This window comes from Streptomyces sp. NPDC051172 (genome assembly GCF_040682555.1).
Classification (GTDB): Bacteria; Actinomycetota; Actinomycetes; order Streptomycetales; family Streptomycetaceae; genus Streptomyces.
In genome coordinates this window covers 83,122-99,042 of sequence record NZ_JBFBBE010000030.1, presented here as the reverse complement: position 1 = coordinate 99,042, position 15,921 = coordinate 83,122, and the positions used below count along the sequence as shown (strand labels likewise).

General features: G+C 71.0%; 14 protein-coding genes and 1 pseudogene. 9 read left to right on the top strand and 6 right to left on the bottom strand.

The genetic code is table 11. From position 1 onward, the window contains the following. Positions 1 to 57 precede the first annotated feature (57 nt). Positions 58 to 1,683 (bottom strand): cation acetate symporter, encoded by a 1,626-nt coding sequence (locus AB0N07_RS20275; protein ID WP_365836827.1) that lies wholly within the window; start codon positions 1,681 to 1,683, stop codon positions 58 to 60. Next, entirely contained in the window at positions 1,680 to 2,036 is a 357-nt protein-coding gene (locus AB0N07_RS20270) for a DUF485 domain-containing protein (RefSeq protein ID WP_365836825.1), read from the bottom strand. Before AB0N07_RS20270 ends, AB0N07_RS20275 begins: the two co-directional genes overlap by 4 nt. Positions 2,037 to 2,288: 252 nt before the next feature. Between AB0N07_RS20270 and AB0N07_RS20265 the strand changes: the two genes are divergently transcribed. The 4 genes from AB0N07_RS20265 to AB0N07_RS20250 all read left to right on the top strand — a co-directional run bounded on the left by AB0N07_RS20265 (position 2,289) and on the right by AB0N07_RS20250 (position 7,975). Beyond that, the gene (locus AB0N07_RS20265) at positions 2,289 to 3,815 is read left to right on the top strand and encodes a S8 family serine peptidase (protein ID WP_365836823.1); all 1,527 of its coding nucleotides are present in this window, start codon (positions 2,289 to 2,291) and stop codon (positions 3,813 to 3,815) included. A gap of 108 nt (positions 3,816 to 3,923) precedes the next feature. Continuing rightward, a complete protein-coding gene (locus AB0N07_RS20260) occupies positions 3,924 to 5,447 on the top strand; it encodes a S8 family serine peptidase (protein ID WP_365836821.1) in 1,524 nt (507 codons plus the stop codon). Between the two features lie 52 nt (positions 5,448 to 5,499). Then, a complete protein-coding gene (locus AB0N07_RS20255; RefSeq protein ID WP_365836819.1) occupies positions 5,500 to 6,864 on the top strand; it encodes a CoA transferase in 1,365 nt (454 codons plus the stop codon). A gap of 106 nt (positions 6,865 to 6,970) precedes the next feature. Continuing rightward, on the top strand, positions 6,971 to 7,975 hold the full coding sequence (locus tag AB0N07_RS20250) for a CopD family protein (RefSeq protein WP_365836835.1): 1,005 nt from the start codon (positions 6,971 to 6,973) through the stop codon (positions 7,973 to 7,975). A 3-nt stretch (positions 7,976 to 7,978) separates the two neighbouring features. Here AB0N07_RS20250 and AB0N07_RS20245 read toward each other — a convergent pair whose 3' ends face one another. From AB0N07_RS20245 to AB0N07_RS20230, 4 genes and pseudogenes are all read right to left on the bottom strand, one after another. Then, positions 7,979 to 9,025, bottom strand: coding sequence for a zinc-dependent alcohol dehydrogenase family protein (locus tag AB0N07_RS20245; protein ID WP_365836817.1), 1,047 nt, complete (start codon positions 9,023 to 9,025; stop codon positions 7,979 to 7,981). Positions 9,026 to 9,385: 360 nt separating this feature from the next. Next, complete coding sequence (locus AB0N07_RS20240; RefSeq protein WP_365836815.1) at positions 9,386 to 10,099, bottom strand: VIT family protein; 714 nt, start codon at positions 10,097 to 10,099, stop codon at positions 9,386 to 9,388. 89 nt (positions 10,100 to 10,188) lie between these two features. Further along, complete coding sequence (locus AB0N07_RS20235; protein ID WP_365836837.1) at positions 10,189 to 10,311, bottom strand: hypothetical protein; 123 nt, start codon at positions 10,309 to 10,311, stop codon at positions 10,189 to 10,191. A 54-nt stretch (positions 10,312 to 10,365) separates the two neighbouring features. Further along, positions 10,366 to 10,969: pseudogene (locus AB0N07_RS20230) on the bottom strand (acetoacetate decarboxylase family protein). 180 nt (positions 10,970 to 11,149) lie between these two features. On the opposite strand from AB0N07_RS20230, the gene AB0N07_RS20225 reads away from it, so the two are divergent. The 5 genes from AB0N07_RS20225 to AB0N07_RS20205 all read left to right on the top strand — a co-directional run bounded on the left by AB0N07_RS20225 (position 11,150) and on the right by AB0N07_RS20205 (position 15,913). Next, complete coding sequence (locus AB0N07_RS20225) at positions 11,150 to 12,139, top strand: DEDDh family exonuclease (protein ID WP_365836813.1); 990 nt, start codon at positions 11,150 to 11,152, stop codon at positions 12,137 to 12,139. Between the two features lie 80 nt (positions 12,140 to 12,219). Continuing rightward, positions 12,220 to 12,453, top strand: a complete 234-nt coding sequence (locus tag AB0N07_RS20220) for a hypothetical protein (protein WP_365836811.1) — start codon at positions 12,220 to 12,222, stop codon at positions 12,451 to 12,453. A gap of 49 nt (positions 12,454 to 12,502) precedes the next feature. Further along, the gene (locus tag AB0N07_RS20215; RefSeq protein WP_365836809.1) at positions 12,503 to 13,294 is read left to right on the top strand and encodes an SURF1 family protein; all 792 of its coding nucleotides are present in this window, start codon (positions 12,503 to 12,505) and stop codon (positions 13,292 to 13,294) included. A 70-nt stretch (positions 13,295 to 13,364) separates the two neighbouring features. Continuing rightward, entirely contained in the window at positions 13,365 to 15,152 is a 1,788-nt protein-coding gene (locus AB0N07_RS20210) for a glycoside hydrolase family 15 protein (RefSeq protein WP_365836807.1), read from the top strand. Between the two features lie 5 nt (positions 15,153 to 15,157). Next, positions 15,158 to 15,913: an SDR family oxidoreductase gene (locus tag AB0N07_RS20205; protein ID WP_365836805.1), complete on the top strand. Its 756-nt coding sequence runs from the start codon at positions 15,158 to 15,160 to the stop codon at positions 15,911 to 15,913. Positions 15,914 to 15,921 lie beyond the last annotated feature (8 nt).

Below are 15,921 nucleotides of genomic sequence, written 5' to 3'. Positions count from 1 at the left end.
CGCCCCCTCCGAAGCGCCATACCACCCGGCCGGGCCAGGGGCCGTTTCCGGCTGTCGTCAGTGGGCGCCGGTGCCGGTCAGGGACCGGACCTCCAGCTCCGCGTACTTGTCCTTGTCGGGCTCCTCCTTGGACAGGTAGGTGCCGAGGATGCCGAGCAGGAAGCCGACCGGGATCGAGATGATGCCCGGGTTCTCCAGCGGGAACCAGTGGAAGTCGGCGTGGGGGAACATGGACGACTCCTTGCCGGAGACCACCGGCGAGAACAGCACCAGGCCGACCGCCGTGATCAGGCCGCCGTAGATCGACCACAGGGCTCCGGAGGTGGTGAACCGCTTCCAGAAGAGGCTGTAGAGGATGGTCGGCAGATTGGCGGAGGCGGCGACCGCGAAGGCGAGGGCGACGAGCCCGGCCACGTTCAGGTCGCGGGCGAGGGCGCCGAGGCAGATCGAGACGGCACCGATCGCGACCGTCGCCCAGCGGGCCGCCCGCAGTTCCTGCTTCTCGGTGGCCTCGCCCTTCTTGATGACGTTCGCATAGATGTCGTGGGCGAACGACGAGGAGGAGGCGAGGGTCAGGCCCGCGACGACCGCGAGGATCGTGGCGAAGGCGACCGCGGAGATGGAGGCGAGCAGGATGGCACCCCAGTTGGAGCCGACACCGCCCAGATGCAGGGCCAGCAGTGGTGCCGCCGTGTTGCCCGCCTTGTTGGAGGCGATGATCTCGTCCGGTTTGATGAGCGCCGCGGCGCCGAAGCCCAGCGCGAGCGTCATCAGGTAGAAGGCACCGATGAGGCCGATCGCCCAGTTCACGGACTTACGGGCGGCCTTGGCCGTGGGCACCGTGTAGAAGCGGATCAGGATGTGCGGCAGGCCCGCGGTGCCCAGCACCAGGGCGATGCCCAGGGAGACGAAGTCCAGCTTGGACGTCGAGGTGAGGCCGTACTTCAGGCCGGGCTCCAGGAAGGCCGACCCCTTTCCGCTGTTGTCGGCGGCCTTGCCGAGCAGGTCGGAGATGTTGAAGTTGAACTTCAGCAGCACCAGGAAGGTCAGCAGCAGGGCACCCACGATGAGCAGCACCGCCTTGACCATCTGGACCCAGGTGGTGCCCTTCATGCCGCCGATGGTGACGTACACGATCATCAGGACGCCGACGAGGGCGACGATGCCGATCTTGCCGGCGTCGCTGGTGATGCCGAGCAGCAGCGAGACCAGGACGCCCGCGCCCGCAATCTGGGCCAGCAGGTAGAAGATCGAGACGACGATGGTGGAGGTGCCGGCCGCGGTGCGGACGGGCCGCTGGCGCATCCGGTAGGCGAGGACGTCACCCATGGTGTAGCGGCCCGAGTTGCGCAGGGGCTCGGCCACCAGGAGCAGCGCGACCAGCCAGGCGACCAGGAAGCCGATGGAGTACAGGAAGCCGTCGTAGCCGGCCAGCGAGATCGCGCCCGCGATGCCGAGGAAGGACGCGGCGGACATGTAGTCGCCGGAGACGGCGAGGCCGTTCTGGAAGGCGGTGAACTGGCGGCCGCCGGCGTAGAAGTCGGCGGCGTCCTTGGTCTGGCGACCCGCCCAGATGGTGATGACGAGGGTCGCGGCGACGAACACCGAGAACAGGGTGATGATCAGCGGCCGGTGCTGACTGGCCTCACCCGCGGCCAGCACGGCCTGCTGCGCGATGCTCATGCGTCGCCCTCCATACGGGACTTGATCGCCTCGGCCTTGGGGTCGAGCTTGGCGGCGGCGTGCCGCGAGTACCACCAGGCGATGAGGAACGTGGTGAGGAACTGGGCGAGGCCGAGCACCAGGGCGACGTTGATGTTGCCGAACAGCTTGGTGCCCATGAAGTCGTCCGCGTAGTTCGACAGCAGGACGTAGAGCAGGTACCAGGCGATGAAGCCGACGGTGAGCGGAAAGGCGAAGGAGCGGTGGGAGCGGCGCAGTTCACCGAACTCCGCACTCTCCTGCTCCGCGACGAACTCCTCGGTGGAGGGAAGTCGGGTTTGGGTTTTCGAGGGGGGCGGTGTCTCGGTGGCCACGGAGTCTCCTCGCGTTGCGGATGCGGTTGTGACGGGGATCGGGGGCGAGTGTCCTCGCGCTCCCTGTCCAAGGTCACGGCGCCACGCGAGGACAGGTTCAACTCCCTTGACCTGTTTCCGAACTCACCTTGGGCAACTCATTGCTGACCAGCGGCGCCGGGAGATAGCTTCGGCCTGCACCGCCCGTCATGTACCTGCCCGAGCAGCATCTGCGTCTCGGGCGGTTTCGTTTCCGGATGATGTGGAGACCCCATGGCTCATCTGCGTTCCAGACGTCGGCTCGCACTCGCCGTACCGGTGGCGCTCACGCTGACCGCCTCGCTCGGCTTCCTGCCGGTGGCCGCGCATGCCGCCCCGCGCGCGGGGTCCACGGCACAGGCGGCCGACACGGAAAACTTCGCGTATCTCGTCAACACCAAGACGGACCATCACACGATCGAGTCGGTGAAGAAGGCGATAGCCGCGGCCGGTGGCACCGTCGTCGTGGCGTACGACAAGATCGGCGTGATCGTCGTCCACTCCACGAACCCCGCCTTCGCCCAGCAGATACGCAAGGCGCCCGGCGTGCAGTCCGCGGGGGCCTCGCGCACCTCGCCGGTGACGGCGGCGGGGACGACGGACGAGGGGGCGGTGCAGTACCTCTCCAAGGCCGAGGCCGCGAAGATCGCGGGCAGTTCGACGGCCGGCGAGGAGCCGCTCGAGGCCGACCAGTGGGATCTCAGGGCGATCGGCGCCGACAAGGCGGCCAAGGTCGACCCGGGCAGCAAGGACGTGACCGTCGCCGTGATCGACGTCGGCGTCGACGACACCCATCCCGACATCGCCCCGAACTTCTCCGCCTCGCAGTCCGCGAACTGTGTGAGCGGCAAGGCGGACACGACGTACGGCTCCTGGCGGCCGGTGGATGCCGACCACTACCACGGCACCCATGTGGCGGGCGAGATCGCCGCGGCCCGCAACGGCATCGGTGTCGCGGGGGTCGCGCCCGGTGTGAAGGTCGCCGGCATCACGGTGGCGCAGCCGGACGCGAACCAGCTGTTCTTCCCCGAGAGCGTGGTGTGCGCCTTCGTGTTCGCCGCCGACCACGGCGTCGAGGTCACCAACAACAGCTACTACGTTGATCCGTGGCAGTACAACTGCATGGACGACCCCGATCAGCGCGCCATTGTTGATTCGGTCAACAGGGCGCAGCTGTACGCACAGCGCAAGGGCACGCTCAATGTGGCCGCCGCGGGCAACTCCAACAACGATCTCGACTCGAACGCCCTCGTCGACGCCTCCAGCCCCGACGACTCGACCGCGGTCACCCGGACGGTCGATCCCCACAAGTGCTTCGACGTGCCGACCCAGCTGCCGGGTGTGGTCACGGTCAGCGCGACGGGTGTCACGGGCGCCAAGTCGTACTACTCCAGCTACGGCGACGGTGTCATCGACGTCGCGGCGCCGGGCGGCGACAAGTACAAGATCCCCGACACGCCGTCGAAGAACGGCCGCATCCTGTCCACGCTGCCGAACAACTCCTACGGCTTCCTGCAGGGCACGTCGATGGCCACACCGCACGTCGCGGCCGTCGCCGCGCTGCTGAAGTCGACGCACCCGTGGGCGACTCCGGCCCAGCTGCAGGCTCTCCTCAAGGCGCAGGCCGACAACCCGGGCTGCCCGACCGACCCGTACGACGGGAACGGCGACGGCGTCGTGGACGCCACCTGCGTGGGCGGCAAACGGATCAACGGATTCTACGGTTTCGGTATCGTCAACGCGCTGCGCGCAGTGAAGTAGATCCAGTGCCTGCCCGGGCGGCGCGGTGACAGGGACCGCGCCGCCCCGGACCGCCCACACGGCCCGAAGCCACCGCTCGCACCGCGAACGAACTGGAGACACCGACACATGACAGCGCCTCACCCGCGCTACCGCCGCGCGATCGTGATCCCGCTCGGCATGGCGATGGCGACGGCCCTCGCCTTTCTGCCGAACGGCATGGCCGCGGCCTCGGACAGCACGCCGACGGCCACGACCACCGCCGACGCGAGCTCTCTCAGCTATGTCGTCAACGTCCGCTCCGGGCATGGAGCCCCGGCGTACGTGAAGAAGGCGATCGCGGAGGCCGGCGGCACGATCGTGACGTCGTACGACGAGATCGGCGTGATCGTCGTCCACTCGGCGAACCCCGACTTCGCCAGGACCATCCGCACCGTGCACGGGGTGGAGTCGGCAGGCAACACCCGCAACGCACCGCTGCCCGCCCAGTCGACGACCGACGTGGGCGCCCCGAAGGCGCTCACGGCCGAGGAGCTGAAGGGTGTTCAGGCCGCCGACGGGCAGGACCCGCTGGAGCCCCTGCAGTGGGACCTCGCCGCCATCAAGGCGGACAAGGCGCACGAGAAGTCGCTGGGCAGCCCGAAGGTCACGGTCGGCGTGATCGACACCGGCGTGGACGACACGCACCCCGACATCGCGCCGAACTTCAACCGGAACGCCTCGGTCAACTGTGTGTCGGGCAAGCCGGACACGACCGGCGGGGCCTGGCGCCCCAGCGCCTCGGAGAGCCCGCACGGCACGCATGTGGCGGGCGAGATCGCGGCCGCCAAGAACGGTATCGGCATGACCGGTGTCGCTCCGGGCGTGAAGGTCGCCGGCATCAAGGTGGCGAACCCGAACGGCTACTTCTACACCGAGGCCGTGGTCTGCGGCTTCGTGTGGGCGGCCGAGCACGGCGTCGACGTCACCAACAACAGCTACTACACCGATCCCTGGTACTTCAACTGCACCGACGACCCGGACCAGAAGGCGCTCGTGGACGCCGTCACCCGGGCCGCGCGGTTCGCCGAGCGCCAGGGCACGGTCAACGTCGCCGCGGCCGGCAACGAGAAGTACGACCTGGCCTCGGACTCGATCACGGACCCGTCCTCGCCGAACGACGGCACCCCCTCCGACCGGGTGGTCGATCCGTCCAAATGCCTTGACATACCGACCCAGTTGCCGGGTGTGGTGACGGTGGCGGCGACCGGAGCGAAGGGGATCAAGTCGTCGTTCTCCAACTACGGTCTGGGCATCATCGACGTGGCCGCTCCGGGCGGCGACTCGACCCGCTACCAGGCCCCGGCCCCGCCGGCCACCAGCGGCCTGATCCTGGGCACGCTGCCGGGCGGCAAGTGGGGCTACATGGCCGGTACGTCGATGGCCTCGCCGCATGTGGCAGCGGTCGCCGCATTGATCAAGTCAACCCATCCGCACGCCTCTGCCGCCCTGGTGAAGGCCCTGCTGTACGCCGAGGCCGACGGCACGGCATGCACGGACCCGTACGACATCGACGGGGACGGCAAGGTCGACGCGGTGTGCGAGGGACCGAGGAACTACAACGGCTTCTACGGCTGGGGCACGGTGGACGCGCTGACCGCAGTGACCAAGTAGAGCGGTCAACCCCCTCCATATATTGATTCAGTCAATGATGCATAGTCCAGTCATGACTGCAATCAAGTTCGCATGGTCCGCACTGGGCGGCGATGCCGCCCTTCTCCCGCGGGCGTCGACCGTGGTGCGGGAGGGCGCTCTTCAGGGGCGCCTTCCCGTACGGGAGTTGGCGCGGGCCTGCGTCGGGGCCTGCGCGCTGGCCGCTGCCGAGCTCGGGGCACGGCGGAGCGGGCTCCCCGAGGTGCCCGCGGTCCGGGTGGACGACGGCGCCGTCGCCGCGGCCTTCCACAGCGAGCGGCACCTGCTGGTCGACGGGCGGGCGCCGGTCAGCTTCGCGCCGTTGTCGCGGTTCTGGCGGACCGCGGACGGATGGGTGCGGACGCACGCGAACTATCCGCACCACCGGACACGGCTGCTGGACGCACTGGGTGTGCCGGACGACGTGGCCGCCGTCGAAGCCGCGCTGGCCGAGCGGTCCGCACTGGAGGTCGAGGAGGCGGTGTACGCGGCCGGGGGTCTGGCCGTGGCACTGCGCACCCCCGAGAGGTGGGCCGCGCACGAGCAGGCCGTGGAGGTGGCCGCGCGGCCCCTGGTGGAGCGCGCACGGCTCGACTCCGCGCACGCGCGCGTGCTCGCCCCGCTCGACGGGTCTCCCCTGCTGCCCGCGGCCGGACTGCGCATCCTCGACCTGACCCGGGTGCTGGCCGGCCCGGTCGCCACCCGCACGCTCGCCCTGCTGGGCGCGGACGTGCTGCGCGTGGACCCCCCGCAGCTGCCCGAACTGCCCGACCAGCACGCCGACACGGGCTTCGGGAAGCGGTCGACGACGCTGGACCTTGCGGCCGACCGGCGCACCTTCGAGGAGCTGCTCGCGGCGGCGGACGTGGTCGTCACGGGCTATCGGCCGGGCGCCCTGGACCGGTTCGGGCTGTCGCCGCACGCGCTGGCGGAGCGGCGGCCCGGGGTGGTCGTGGCGCAGGTGTCGGCATGGGGTGCGTACGGGCCGTGGAGGGAGCGGCGGGGCTTCGACAGCCTGGTGCAGGTGGCGTCGGGGATCGCCGCCGTCGAAGGCTCCCCCGAGCAGCCGGGGGCGCTGCCCGCGCAGGCGCTCGACCACGGGACGGGCTATCTGCTGGCGGCGGCTGTGCTGCGGGCGCTGACCGAGCAGTCGTACGAGGGCGGCAGCCGGTGCGTACGGCTGGCGTTGGCGCGGACGGCCGAGTGGCTCGTGAACGGCATCGGGGCCGGTGCCGCGGGCCAGGACCCGTACGCCGGGCCCGGTCCCTGGCTCGCCGAGACGGACAGCTCGCTGGGGCGGCTGCGGTACGCGCTGCCACCGGTGTCCTTCGCGGGCGGGCCCGCCGACTGGGCGCGGCCGCCGGTGCCCTGGGGCACGGATCCCGCGCGCTGGATCTGAGTCACGGGAGCGCCCGAAAGCGTACCTGTGAGCAGAATGCCGTACCCCAGTTGTCTTACTCCACTTGCCCCGTTCTGCGAAGGCTGGCGAACATCGTGAGGTGACCTTGATAAAATCGACGGCCGGCGAAGCCGAGGCCGGGGAGCCGGTACGGCGCCCCCGGGCCGGCCGAGCCGTCGCCGTACTCGTCCTGGTGGCCCTGGCCGCGCTGATACCGCTGCTCGGCCCGTCCGTCGCGCTGCACGGCACGGGGGAGGCCGCCGCGCCCGGTGTCAGCGGCATCGCACTGCTGCGGGCGGTGCTGTTCGCCGCCCTGTGCGTGCCGGTGGGCGAGTTGTTCGTCAAGCGTCTGGCCCGTTCGCTGCCCGACGCTCCACAAACCGCGCCCCGCAGCTGGGCGCCGTACACGGCCGCCGCCGGCTTCGTCGCCGCACTGGGCCTCGCCTCGGTCGTGTCCACCGGCAACCTGGTGCCGCACAGCCTGGCCGACATCAACGTCGGCGGCCTCTACGACTCACGGGACGGCAAGCTCGCGCTGGTCGAGGTCAACGCCTTTCTCGCGGCCGGCCTCTGCGCCCTCTCGCGCCGCCCCGCCACCCAGGTCTGGCCGCTGGCCGCGATCATCACCACGGAAGCCCTCCGCGCGCACCCCACGACCGAACACAGCCCGCTGCTCGGGTCGGGGCTGACGGTCGTACACCTGACGTGCGCGACGCTGTGGTCGGGGAGTCTGCTGCACACACTGCGGACGCTGCGCCGGTGGGGCCCCTCCGAGACGGGCGCGGCCCTGCTGGGGCTCTACGCGCGCGTGGCGGCCATTCTGCTCGCCGCCATCACCGCGACCGGGGTGTGGAGTTCGCTGCGCCGCATGCCGTCGCACACCATCCTGGACCAGCTGACCACGACGGCGTACGGGCGCACTCTGCTCGCCAAGGTGATCCTGGTGGCCACCGTCGCCCTGCTCGCCCTGTGGGCGCGCATCCGGCTGCGCCGCGCCACCGACCCGCTGACCGCCTGCTCCCCCGCGCGCGTGGAGGTCGCGGCGCTCGGGGTGGTGGTCCTGGTGTCGGGACTGCTGACGGCGCTGCCGCTGCCGATCCGCTGGTCGTGACGGTCAGTCGTTGGTGACGAGCACCTTGAGGGCCGTGCGCTCGTCCATCGCCTTGTAGCCGTCGGGGACGCCCTCCAGACCGACCGTCAGGTCGAAGACCGGTGAGGCGTCGACGGTGCCGTCCAGAACGTCGGGCAGGAGTTCCGGGATGTAGGCGCGGACCGGTGCGACGCCGCCGCGCAGTGCGATGTTCCGGTCGAACATCACGCCGAGGTCGACCCCGGTACCGCTGCCGTGCGGCACGCCGACGAAGCCGATCGCACCGCCGGCGCGGGCGATGTCGACCGCCGTACGCATGGACTGTTCGGTGCCGACGGCTTCGACGACGGCGTGTGCGCCCTGGCCGCGGGTGAGTTCGCGTACGGCCTCGACGGCCGCTTCGCCGCGTTCTGCGACGACGTCGGTGGCGCCGAAGCGGCGCGCGATGTCGGTGCGGACCTGGTGGCGGCCGAGGGCGATGATCCGCTCCGCGCCGAGCCGCCTGGCGGCGAGCACCGCGCACAGACCGACGGCTCCGTCACCGACGACGGCGACCGTGGCTCCCGGGCGGGCGCCCGCGCCGAGGGCCGCGTGGTGGCCGGTGCCGAGGACGTCGGAGAGGGTCAGCAGGGCGGACAGCAGGTGGTCGTCGGAGGCGGCGTCCTTGGGGAGCTGCACGAGGGTGCCGTCGGCGAACGGCACGCGCACGGCCTCGCCCTGGCCGCCGTCGTAGCCGACGGAGCCCCAGAAACCGCCGTGCTCGCAGGAGGTGGTGAGGCCCTCGCGGCAGTAGTCGCAGACGCCGTCGGACCACATGAAGGGCGCGACGACGAGGTCACCCCGCCGGACGTTCGAGACCTCGCTGCCGGTCTCCTCCACCACGCCGAGGAACTCGTGCCCGATGCGTTGCCCCGGCTGCCGGGCCGCCTCGCCGCGGTACGCCCACAGGTCGCTGCCGCAGATGCAGGCGCGCAGCACCCGCACCACGGCGTCGGTGGGCAGCTGCACCACGGGCTCGGGCACGTCCTCCACGCGCATGTCGTACGGGGCGTGGATGGTGGTGGCGCGCATGGCGAGGGTCCTTCTCGTGCGGTGTCATGGGTGCGCTCGGGGGGTGGTCGGGCGCACTTCACGGTACGCCGCCGCGGACGCCCGCCGCTCGCCGAGGGCGGCGCGGACCAGCGGGAATCGGGCCTGCTAGGGCCTGTCGTCTGGATCAGGTCGGCCATGGCTAGCGGTGCTTCCCGGCTCCCCCGAGCGGGGTCATGGGGGTCCCCCCGCTCGAGCGAAGTCGAGAGTGGGGGAGCGTGCAGCTGCAAGGCGGAGGAGGCTGTGACATCAGCCGCTGCCGCGGCGGGCGACGCGGAGCGATGGGGGCCCCTCCAGTACGTGCCAGACCCCGCGACGCCGAGCTGATCCAAACGACAGGTCCTAGACCCCGGCCGCCCCCAGCAGCGTCCCAGCCGCGTAGGTGACTCCCATGGCCAGCGCTCCGCCCGCCACGTTGCGCAGCACGGACTGCGCCGGCCGGGCGCCGCCGAGGCATGCGCTGGTCCAGCCGGTGAGGACGAGGGCGGCCAGTACGCAGAGCACGGTGACCGGGAGCCGCCAGTGGGCGGGCGGCAGGACGATCGCCAGCAGCGGCAGCAGTGCGCCGACGGTGAACGCGAGGAAGCTCGCCCACGCCGCGTGCCAGGGATTGGTCAGCTCGTCGGGGTCGATGCCGAGCTCCACGCGCGCGTGCGCCCTGAGTGCGTCCCGTGCGGTCAGCTGCTCGGCCGCCTCCCTGGCGACCTCGTGGGACATGCCCCGCTCCTGCAGCAGCCCGGTGAGTTCCTCCAGCTCGGCCTCGGGCTGTTCGCGCAGCTCCTCCCGTTCCAGGGCGAGTGCGGCCATCTCGGAGTCCCGCTGGGTGGAGACCGACACGTACTCCCCGGCGGCCATCGACATCGACCCGGCCAGCAGGCCCGCGAGACCGGCGGTGAGCAGGGCCGAGCGGTCGTCCGTCGCGCCGGCCACACCGACGACGAGACCTGCGGTGGACACGATGCCGTCGTTCGCGCCCAGCACGGCCGCGCGCAGCCAGTTCAGCCGCCCACCCAGTGCGCCCTTGTGCGCCTCGCCGCCATGCGTTGGTTCCGTCACACCAGGAGGATCCCACTGCGGGCGTCACCACACCCGTACCGACGCTCCCCGGGCGAACGCCGGGCTCGTCGCGTCCGCCGGTGGTTCGGTCAACGGCTCGGCCAGTTGCCTCCCTGGAGTACGGGACGCTCGCCGACGTCGACCACGCGCGCGTGCACGTCGGCACCCTCGGCGCGCAGGTCCACGGCCGCCTGTCCAGCTGTCAGCTCCACGGTCACGCCTCTCTTTGCCGGGGCCCGGGGGTTGTCCCCCGGGCAGACACAGCATCAGACGCTGCCCGCCGGAGGCGCGTCGAGGATCTGCCGCGGATCGTCGTAACGCTGGTGGATGTACGGCAACAGGGCCTGGGCACTGACCCGTTCGCTGGTCTTCTCACCGCACCAGCACCGGGTCGGCGTCGAAGCCCCAACCGTCCACCGCGGGAAGGAACTTGAAGTAGAGGTCCGGTCTTCCGGCTCGGCTCCGGCAGCGGCAGCGGCCCGCTCACCGCGCCGCGCACCTCGACGAAGGCGATGCCGTGCCGGGCGAGCGAGGCTCCCCGAACACCTCGCGGCCGCCGGTGAGGGCCCGCTCCTGGGTCATCGGCATGACGAGCGGGTACCAGCCGCCGACGCCCGCGTGCGCGGCGGCGACCGCGAACGAGCCCGCGCCGAGCGGGTGTCCGGGCAGGTCGACCCGGCTGATGTTCACCCGGACCAGGGGTCGGCCGGTGGGCTTCAGGGGCGGTGGCAGCACCGCGGCGAGAGCGTCCGGGTCGGGCTCCCGCAGGGCCACCGCCCCGGTGGACCAGATGTCGGCAAGCTTCGCGACCGCTGTGCGCGCGGCGGCCATCTCCGCCTCGGTCCGTGCCCCGTACCGTACGCGCGCCATGGCCGTACCGCCCTTCCGTCGACCGTCACGCGCCGGGCGGGCAGCACGGTCGAACCGGCCGCCGAAAAGGTCCATAGCCGGGGCACAGACTTTCGCGCCATTCGCGGCACTCGAACAGACCGTCAGGGAACGCCACCTGACGGACAGGACTGTCAGTGCCGGGCCGTATCCTCAGGAACCATGCTCGAAGACCGTACGACCGCAGCGTCCTCCCCCACAGCGTGGCCGGCCGCGTATCCGCAGGGATACGCGGTCGTTGACGTGGAGACCACCGGCCTGGCCCGGGACGACCGGATAATCTCCGCGGCCGTCTACCGGCTGGACGCGCGCGGCGAGGTCGAGGACCACTGGTACACGATGGTCAACCCGGAGCGGGACCCGGGACCGGTGTGGATCCACGGTCTGACGAGCGAGGCGCTCGAGGGTGCACCCCTCTTCCAGGACATCGCCGAGGAGTTCTCGACCCGCCTTGAGGGCCGGGTGCTCGTCGCGCACAACGCGGTCTTCGACTGGCAGATGATCGCGCGGGAGTATGCGCGCGCGCAGCGCGAGGCGCCGGTGCGGCAGCGGCTGTGCACCATCGCGCTCTCCAAGGAGCTGGGTCTGCCGCTGCCCAACCACAAGCTGGAGTCGCTGGCCGCCCACTTCGGCGTCGTACAGCAGCGCGCGCACCACGCGCTGGACGACGCGCGGGTGCTGGCGGAGGCGTTCCGGCCGAGCCTCACGGCCGCGGCGGCCGGAGGCGTACGGCTGCCGCTGCACGAGTGCCGGCCGCTGACGGAGTGGGCGGACCGGCCGGCGCCGCACATCGGACAGCAGAGCAGCGGCTACGGCAGTTATCGGCCGAGCAGTTGGCGCCCCTCCCGTAAAAGGCCCGCATGCCCGTATCCCAACCCAGGGCGTTACCAGGACGGCAAACCACTCAAACAGGGCATGCGGATCGCCTTCTCCGGCGACACCTCCGTCGAGCGGGAGCTGCTGGAGGACCGGGCGGTCGAGGCTGGGCTGCATGTCGCGACGAGCCTGTCCCGGCTGACCAGCCTGCTCGTCACCAACGACCCGGACTCGGGTACGTCGAAGGTGGTCAAGGCCCGGCAGTACGGGACCCCGGTGGTGGACGAGGCGGCCTTCGGGCAGTTGCTCAGGGATGTGGAGCCCGCCGACCGATGACCCGTACGGACGGGTGATTGCCACGCGACTCGCCCGCCGCCCGCTCGCCCGCGCGGCGGCGACGGCTCACCCTGTGGCGCATGGCGACCTGTGAAGTATGTGGCAATGACTACGGAATGACCTTCGAGGTGCATGCGCAGGGGGCGGTGCACGTCTTCGACTGCTTCTCCTGTGCGATCCACCGCATGGCACCCGTGTGCGAGCACTGTCGTGTGCAGATCATCGGGCAGGGAGTCGAGGTCGAAGGCCAGTGGTTCTGCGGAGCGCACTGTGCCCGGGAGGAGGGCAAGGTGGGCATCGTGGACAAGATGTAACCCGCCACCCGGCCTCATGCACCCCACGACCGAGTTGTACGGTCGTGGGGTGTACCGCTTCCTGTTGTCCCGGCAGTGGGTGATTCTCACCCTGATCGCCCTCCTCCTGATCCCCACGATGATCAGGCTGGGCATCTGGCAGAAGCACCGCTACGAGATGCGCACCGCCCGCAACGACCTGGTCTCCGCGGCACTGCACGCCAAGCCGGTCCCCGTGGAGCAGCTCACCTCCCCCGGGCACGCGGTCACCAGCGCCGACAAGTACCGCACCGTCACCGCGACGGGCACCTTCGACACCGCCCGCGAGGAAGTCGTCAGGCGCCGCACCAACTCCGACGACGAGGTCGGCTTCCATGTCCTGACCCCGTTCGTCCTGACGGACGGCAAGGTGGTGCTGGTCAACCGCGGCTGGATCCCGGCGAACGGGGCGCAGACCACCTTCCCGAAGATCCCCGCACCGCCCGTCGGCAGGGTCACCATCAAGGGGCGGCTGAAGGCCGACGAGACAACCGCGGCGAGCGGCATCAAGGAGATCAAGGGGCTGCCGGACCGGCAGGTCATGCTGATCAACAGCGAGGAGCAGGCCCGGCGGCTCGGCGCCACGGTCCTCGGCGGTTACATCGAGCAGACGGCACCGGAGGCGAAGGGCAACAGCCCCGAGCAGATCTCCGACCCCGGCAGCGAGGACGCCCCGCTGAACTACGCGTACATGATCCAGTGGTGGCTGTTCGCCGCGGGTGTCCCGGTGGGCTGGTGGGTGCTGGTGCGGCGCGAACGCCGTGACCGGGAGGAAGCGGCCGCCAAGGAGCAGGCGGAGGAAGCGGAACCCGCAGCGGTGTAGCCACGCGCCGGGTCACTCCCCCGGCCCCGCCCCGGATTGCCCCGCGGCCCTTGCGGGAACCCGCAACTGCGTGCACCCCCGTATCGAGGACTACGCCCTCATCGGCGACGAACAGACCGCGGCCCTGGTCGGCCGGGACGGCTCCGTCGACTGGCTGTGCCTGCCCCGCTTCGACTCGCCTGCCTGCTTCGCCAAGCTGCTCGGCGACAAGGAGAACGGCCACTGGCGCATCGCACCCAAGGGTGCCAAGGGCCACTGCATCCGCCGCGCCTACCGCCCCGACACCCTCGTCCTGGACACCGAGTGGGAGACCGACCAGGGCGCGGTGCGCGTCACCGACCTGATGCCCCAGCGCGACCGCGCCCCCGACCTCGTACGCATCGTCGAGGGCCTGCACGGCAAGGTGACCGTCCGCAGCACGCTGCGGCTGCGCTTCGACTACGGCTCGATCGTGCCGTGGATGCGCAAGTCCGACGGCCAGCGGGTGGCGATCGCCGGCCCGGACTCGGTGTGGCTGCGCACCGACCCGCCGGTGCACACCTGGGGCGAGGACTACGGCACGCACTCGGAGTTCACCGTAAAGAAGGGGCAGAAGGTCGCGTTCGTGCTCACCTGGCACCCCTCGCACCACCCGCGTCCGCCCCAGATCGACCCGTACAAGGCGCTGCACTCCAGCGTGAAGGACTGGCAGAAGTGGTCCGCCGCATGCCGCTACGACGGTCCCCACCGCGACGCCGTGCTGCGCTCCCTGATCACTCTCAAGGCCCTCACCTACGCGCCGACCGGCGGCATCGTCGCCGCCCCCACCGCCTCCCTGCCCGAGGAGCTGGGCGGGGTGCGCAACTGGGACTACCGCTACTGCTGGCTGCGCGACTCCACCCTCACCCTCGGCGCGCTCCTGGCCTGCGGCTACCAGGAGGAGGCCGGGGCGTGGCGGGACTGGCTGCTGCGCGCGGTCGCGGGCGAACCGGCCGATCTGCAGATCATGTACGGCCTGGCGGGCGAGCGGAGGCTGCCCGAGTTCGAGCTGGCGTGGCTGTCCGGCTTCGCGGATTCGACGCCCGTACGGATCGGCAACGAGGCCGTGAACCAGCTGCAGCTGGACGTGTACGGCGAAGTGCTGGACTCGCTGTGGCTGGCCCGGAAATCGGGCCTGTCCGTCAAGCCGCACATGTGGGCGATCCAGGCCTCTCTGGTGGACTGGCTGCACGCGCAGTGGCGGCAGCCCGACGAGGGGCTGTGGGAGGTGCGGGGCGGCCGTCGCCACTTCGTCCACTCCAAGATCATGGTGTGGGTGGCCGCCGACCGTGCCGTGCGCACGCTGGAGGAGAACCCGAAGCTGCCCGGCGACCTGGACGGCTGGCGCGCGCTGCGCGACGAGGTGCACCGCGAGGTGTGCGAGAAGGGCTTCGACGCCGAGCGGAACACGTTCACGCAGTCCTACGGCTCCCGCGAACTCGACGCCGCGCTCCTGCTCATCCCGCGCGTCGGATTCCTGCCGCCGGACGACCCGCGGGTGGCCGGCACCATCGACGCGATCCGCGAGGAGCTGGGCCACGGCGGCTTCCTGCGCCGCTACAGCACCGACGAGACGACCGTCGACGGGCTGCCCGGCGACGAGGGCACCTTCCTGGTCTGCTCGTTCTGGCTCGCGGACGCACTGCACATGACGGGCCGCAAGAAAGAGGCACGGGAGCTGTTCGAAAGGCTGGTGGGGCTCACCAACGACGTGGGCCTGCTCTCCGAGGAGTACGACCCCGTCGACGAGCGCCAGCTCGGCAACTTCCCGCAGGCCTTCAGCCACGTCGGCCTGGTGAACACCGCCCTCGCCCTGTTCGGGGGCGACGAGGCAGGATAGGGGCCATGGATCTTGGACTGAAGGACCGGGTGTACGTCGTCACCGGGGCCACACGGGGCCTCGGCAACGCCGCCGCGCGTGAGCTCGTCGCGGACGGCGCGAAGGTGGTCGTGACGGGGCGGGACGAGAAGCGGGTCGCCGACGCGGCGGCCGAACTGGGGCCCGACGCCCATGGGGTGGCCGTCGACAACGCCGATCCGCAGGCCCCGGCGCGGCTGATCGCGGCGGCCCGGGAGAGGTTCGGCGGCTTCGACGGCATCCTCATCAGCGTCGGCGGGCCGGCCCCCGGATTCCTCGCGGACAACACGGACGAGCAGTGGCAGGCGGCGTTCGACTCGGTGTTCCTGGGAGCCGTCCGGCTCGCGCGGGCGGCGGCCGCCGAACTCGACGCGGGCGGTGTCATCGGGTTCGTGCTGTCGGGTTCGGTGCACGAACCGATTCCGGCGCTGACGATTTCGAACGGACTGCGGCCCGGTCTGGCCGGTTTCGCGAAGTCGATCGCGGACGAGCTGGGCCCGCGCGGAATTCGTGTCGTGGGTCTGCTGCCGTCTCGTATCGACACGGACCGCGTGCGCGAGCTGGACGGGCTGTCCGCGGACCCCGAGGCCACCCGGGCCGCCAACGAATCCCGCATTCCGCTGCGGCGTTATGGCACGCCGGAGGAGTTCGGGCGTACGGCTGCCTTCCTGTTGTCTCCGGCGGCTTCTTATTTGACCGGGATCATGGTGCCCGTCGACGGGGGCATGCGGCACGGATTCTGACCGCGGGG

Coding starts and splice junctions, on each gene's coding strand:
- AB0N07_RS20275 (WP_365836827.1), bottom strand. CDS start 1,683: ATGAGCATCGCGCAGCAGGCCGTGCTGGCCGCGGGTGAGGCCAGTCAG.
- AB0N07_RS20265 (WP_365836823.1), top strand. CDS start 2,289: ATGGCTCATCTGCGTTCCAGACGTCGGCTCGCACTCGCCGTACCGGTG.
- AB0N07_RS20260 (WP_365836821.1), top strand. CDS start 3,924: ATGACAGCGCCTCACCCGCGCTACCGCCGCGCGATCGTGATCCCGCTC.
- AB0N07_RS20255 (WP_365836819.1), top strand. CDS start 5,500: ATGACTGCAATCAAGTTCGCATGGTCCGCACTGGGCGGCGATGCCGCC.
- AB0N07_RS20245 (WP_365836817.1), bottom strand. CDS start 9,025: ATGCGCGCCACCACCATCCACGCCCCGTACGACATGCGCGTGGAGGAC.
- AB0N07_RS20225 (WP_365836813.1), top strand. CDS start 11,150: ATGCTCGAAGACCGTACGACCGCAGCGTCCTCCCCCACAGCGTGGCCG.
- AB0N07_RS20220 (WP_365836811.1), top strand. CDS start 12,220: ATGGCGACCTGTGAAGTATGTGGCAATGACTACGGAATGACCTTCGAG.
- AB0N07_RS20205 (WP_365836805.1), top strand. CDS start 15,158: ATGGATCTTGGACTGAAGGACCGGGTGTACGTCGTCACCGGGGCCACA.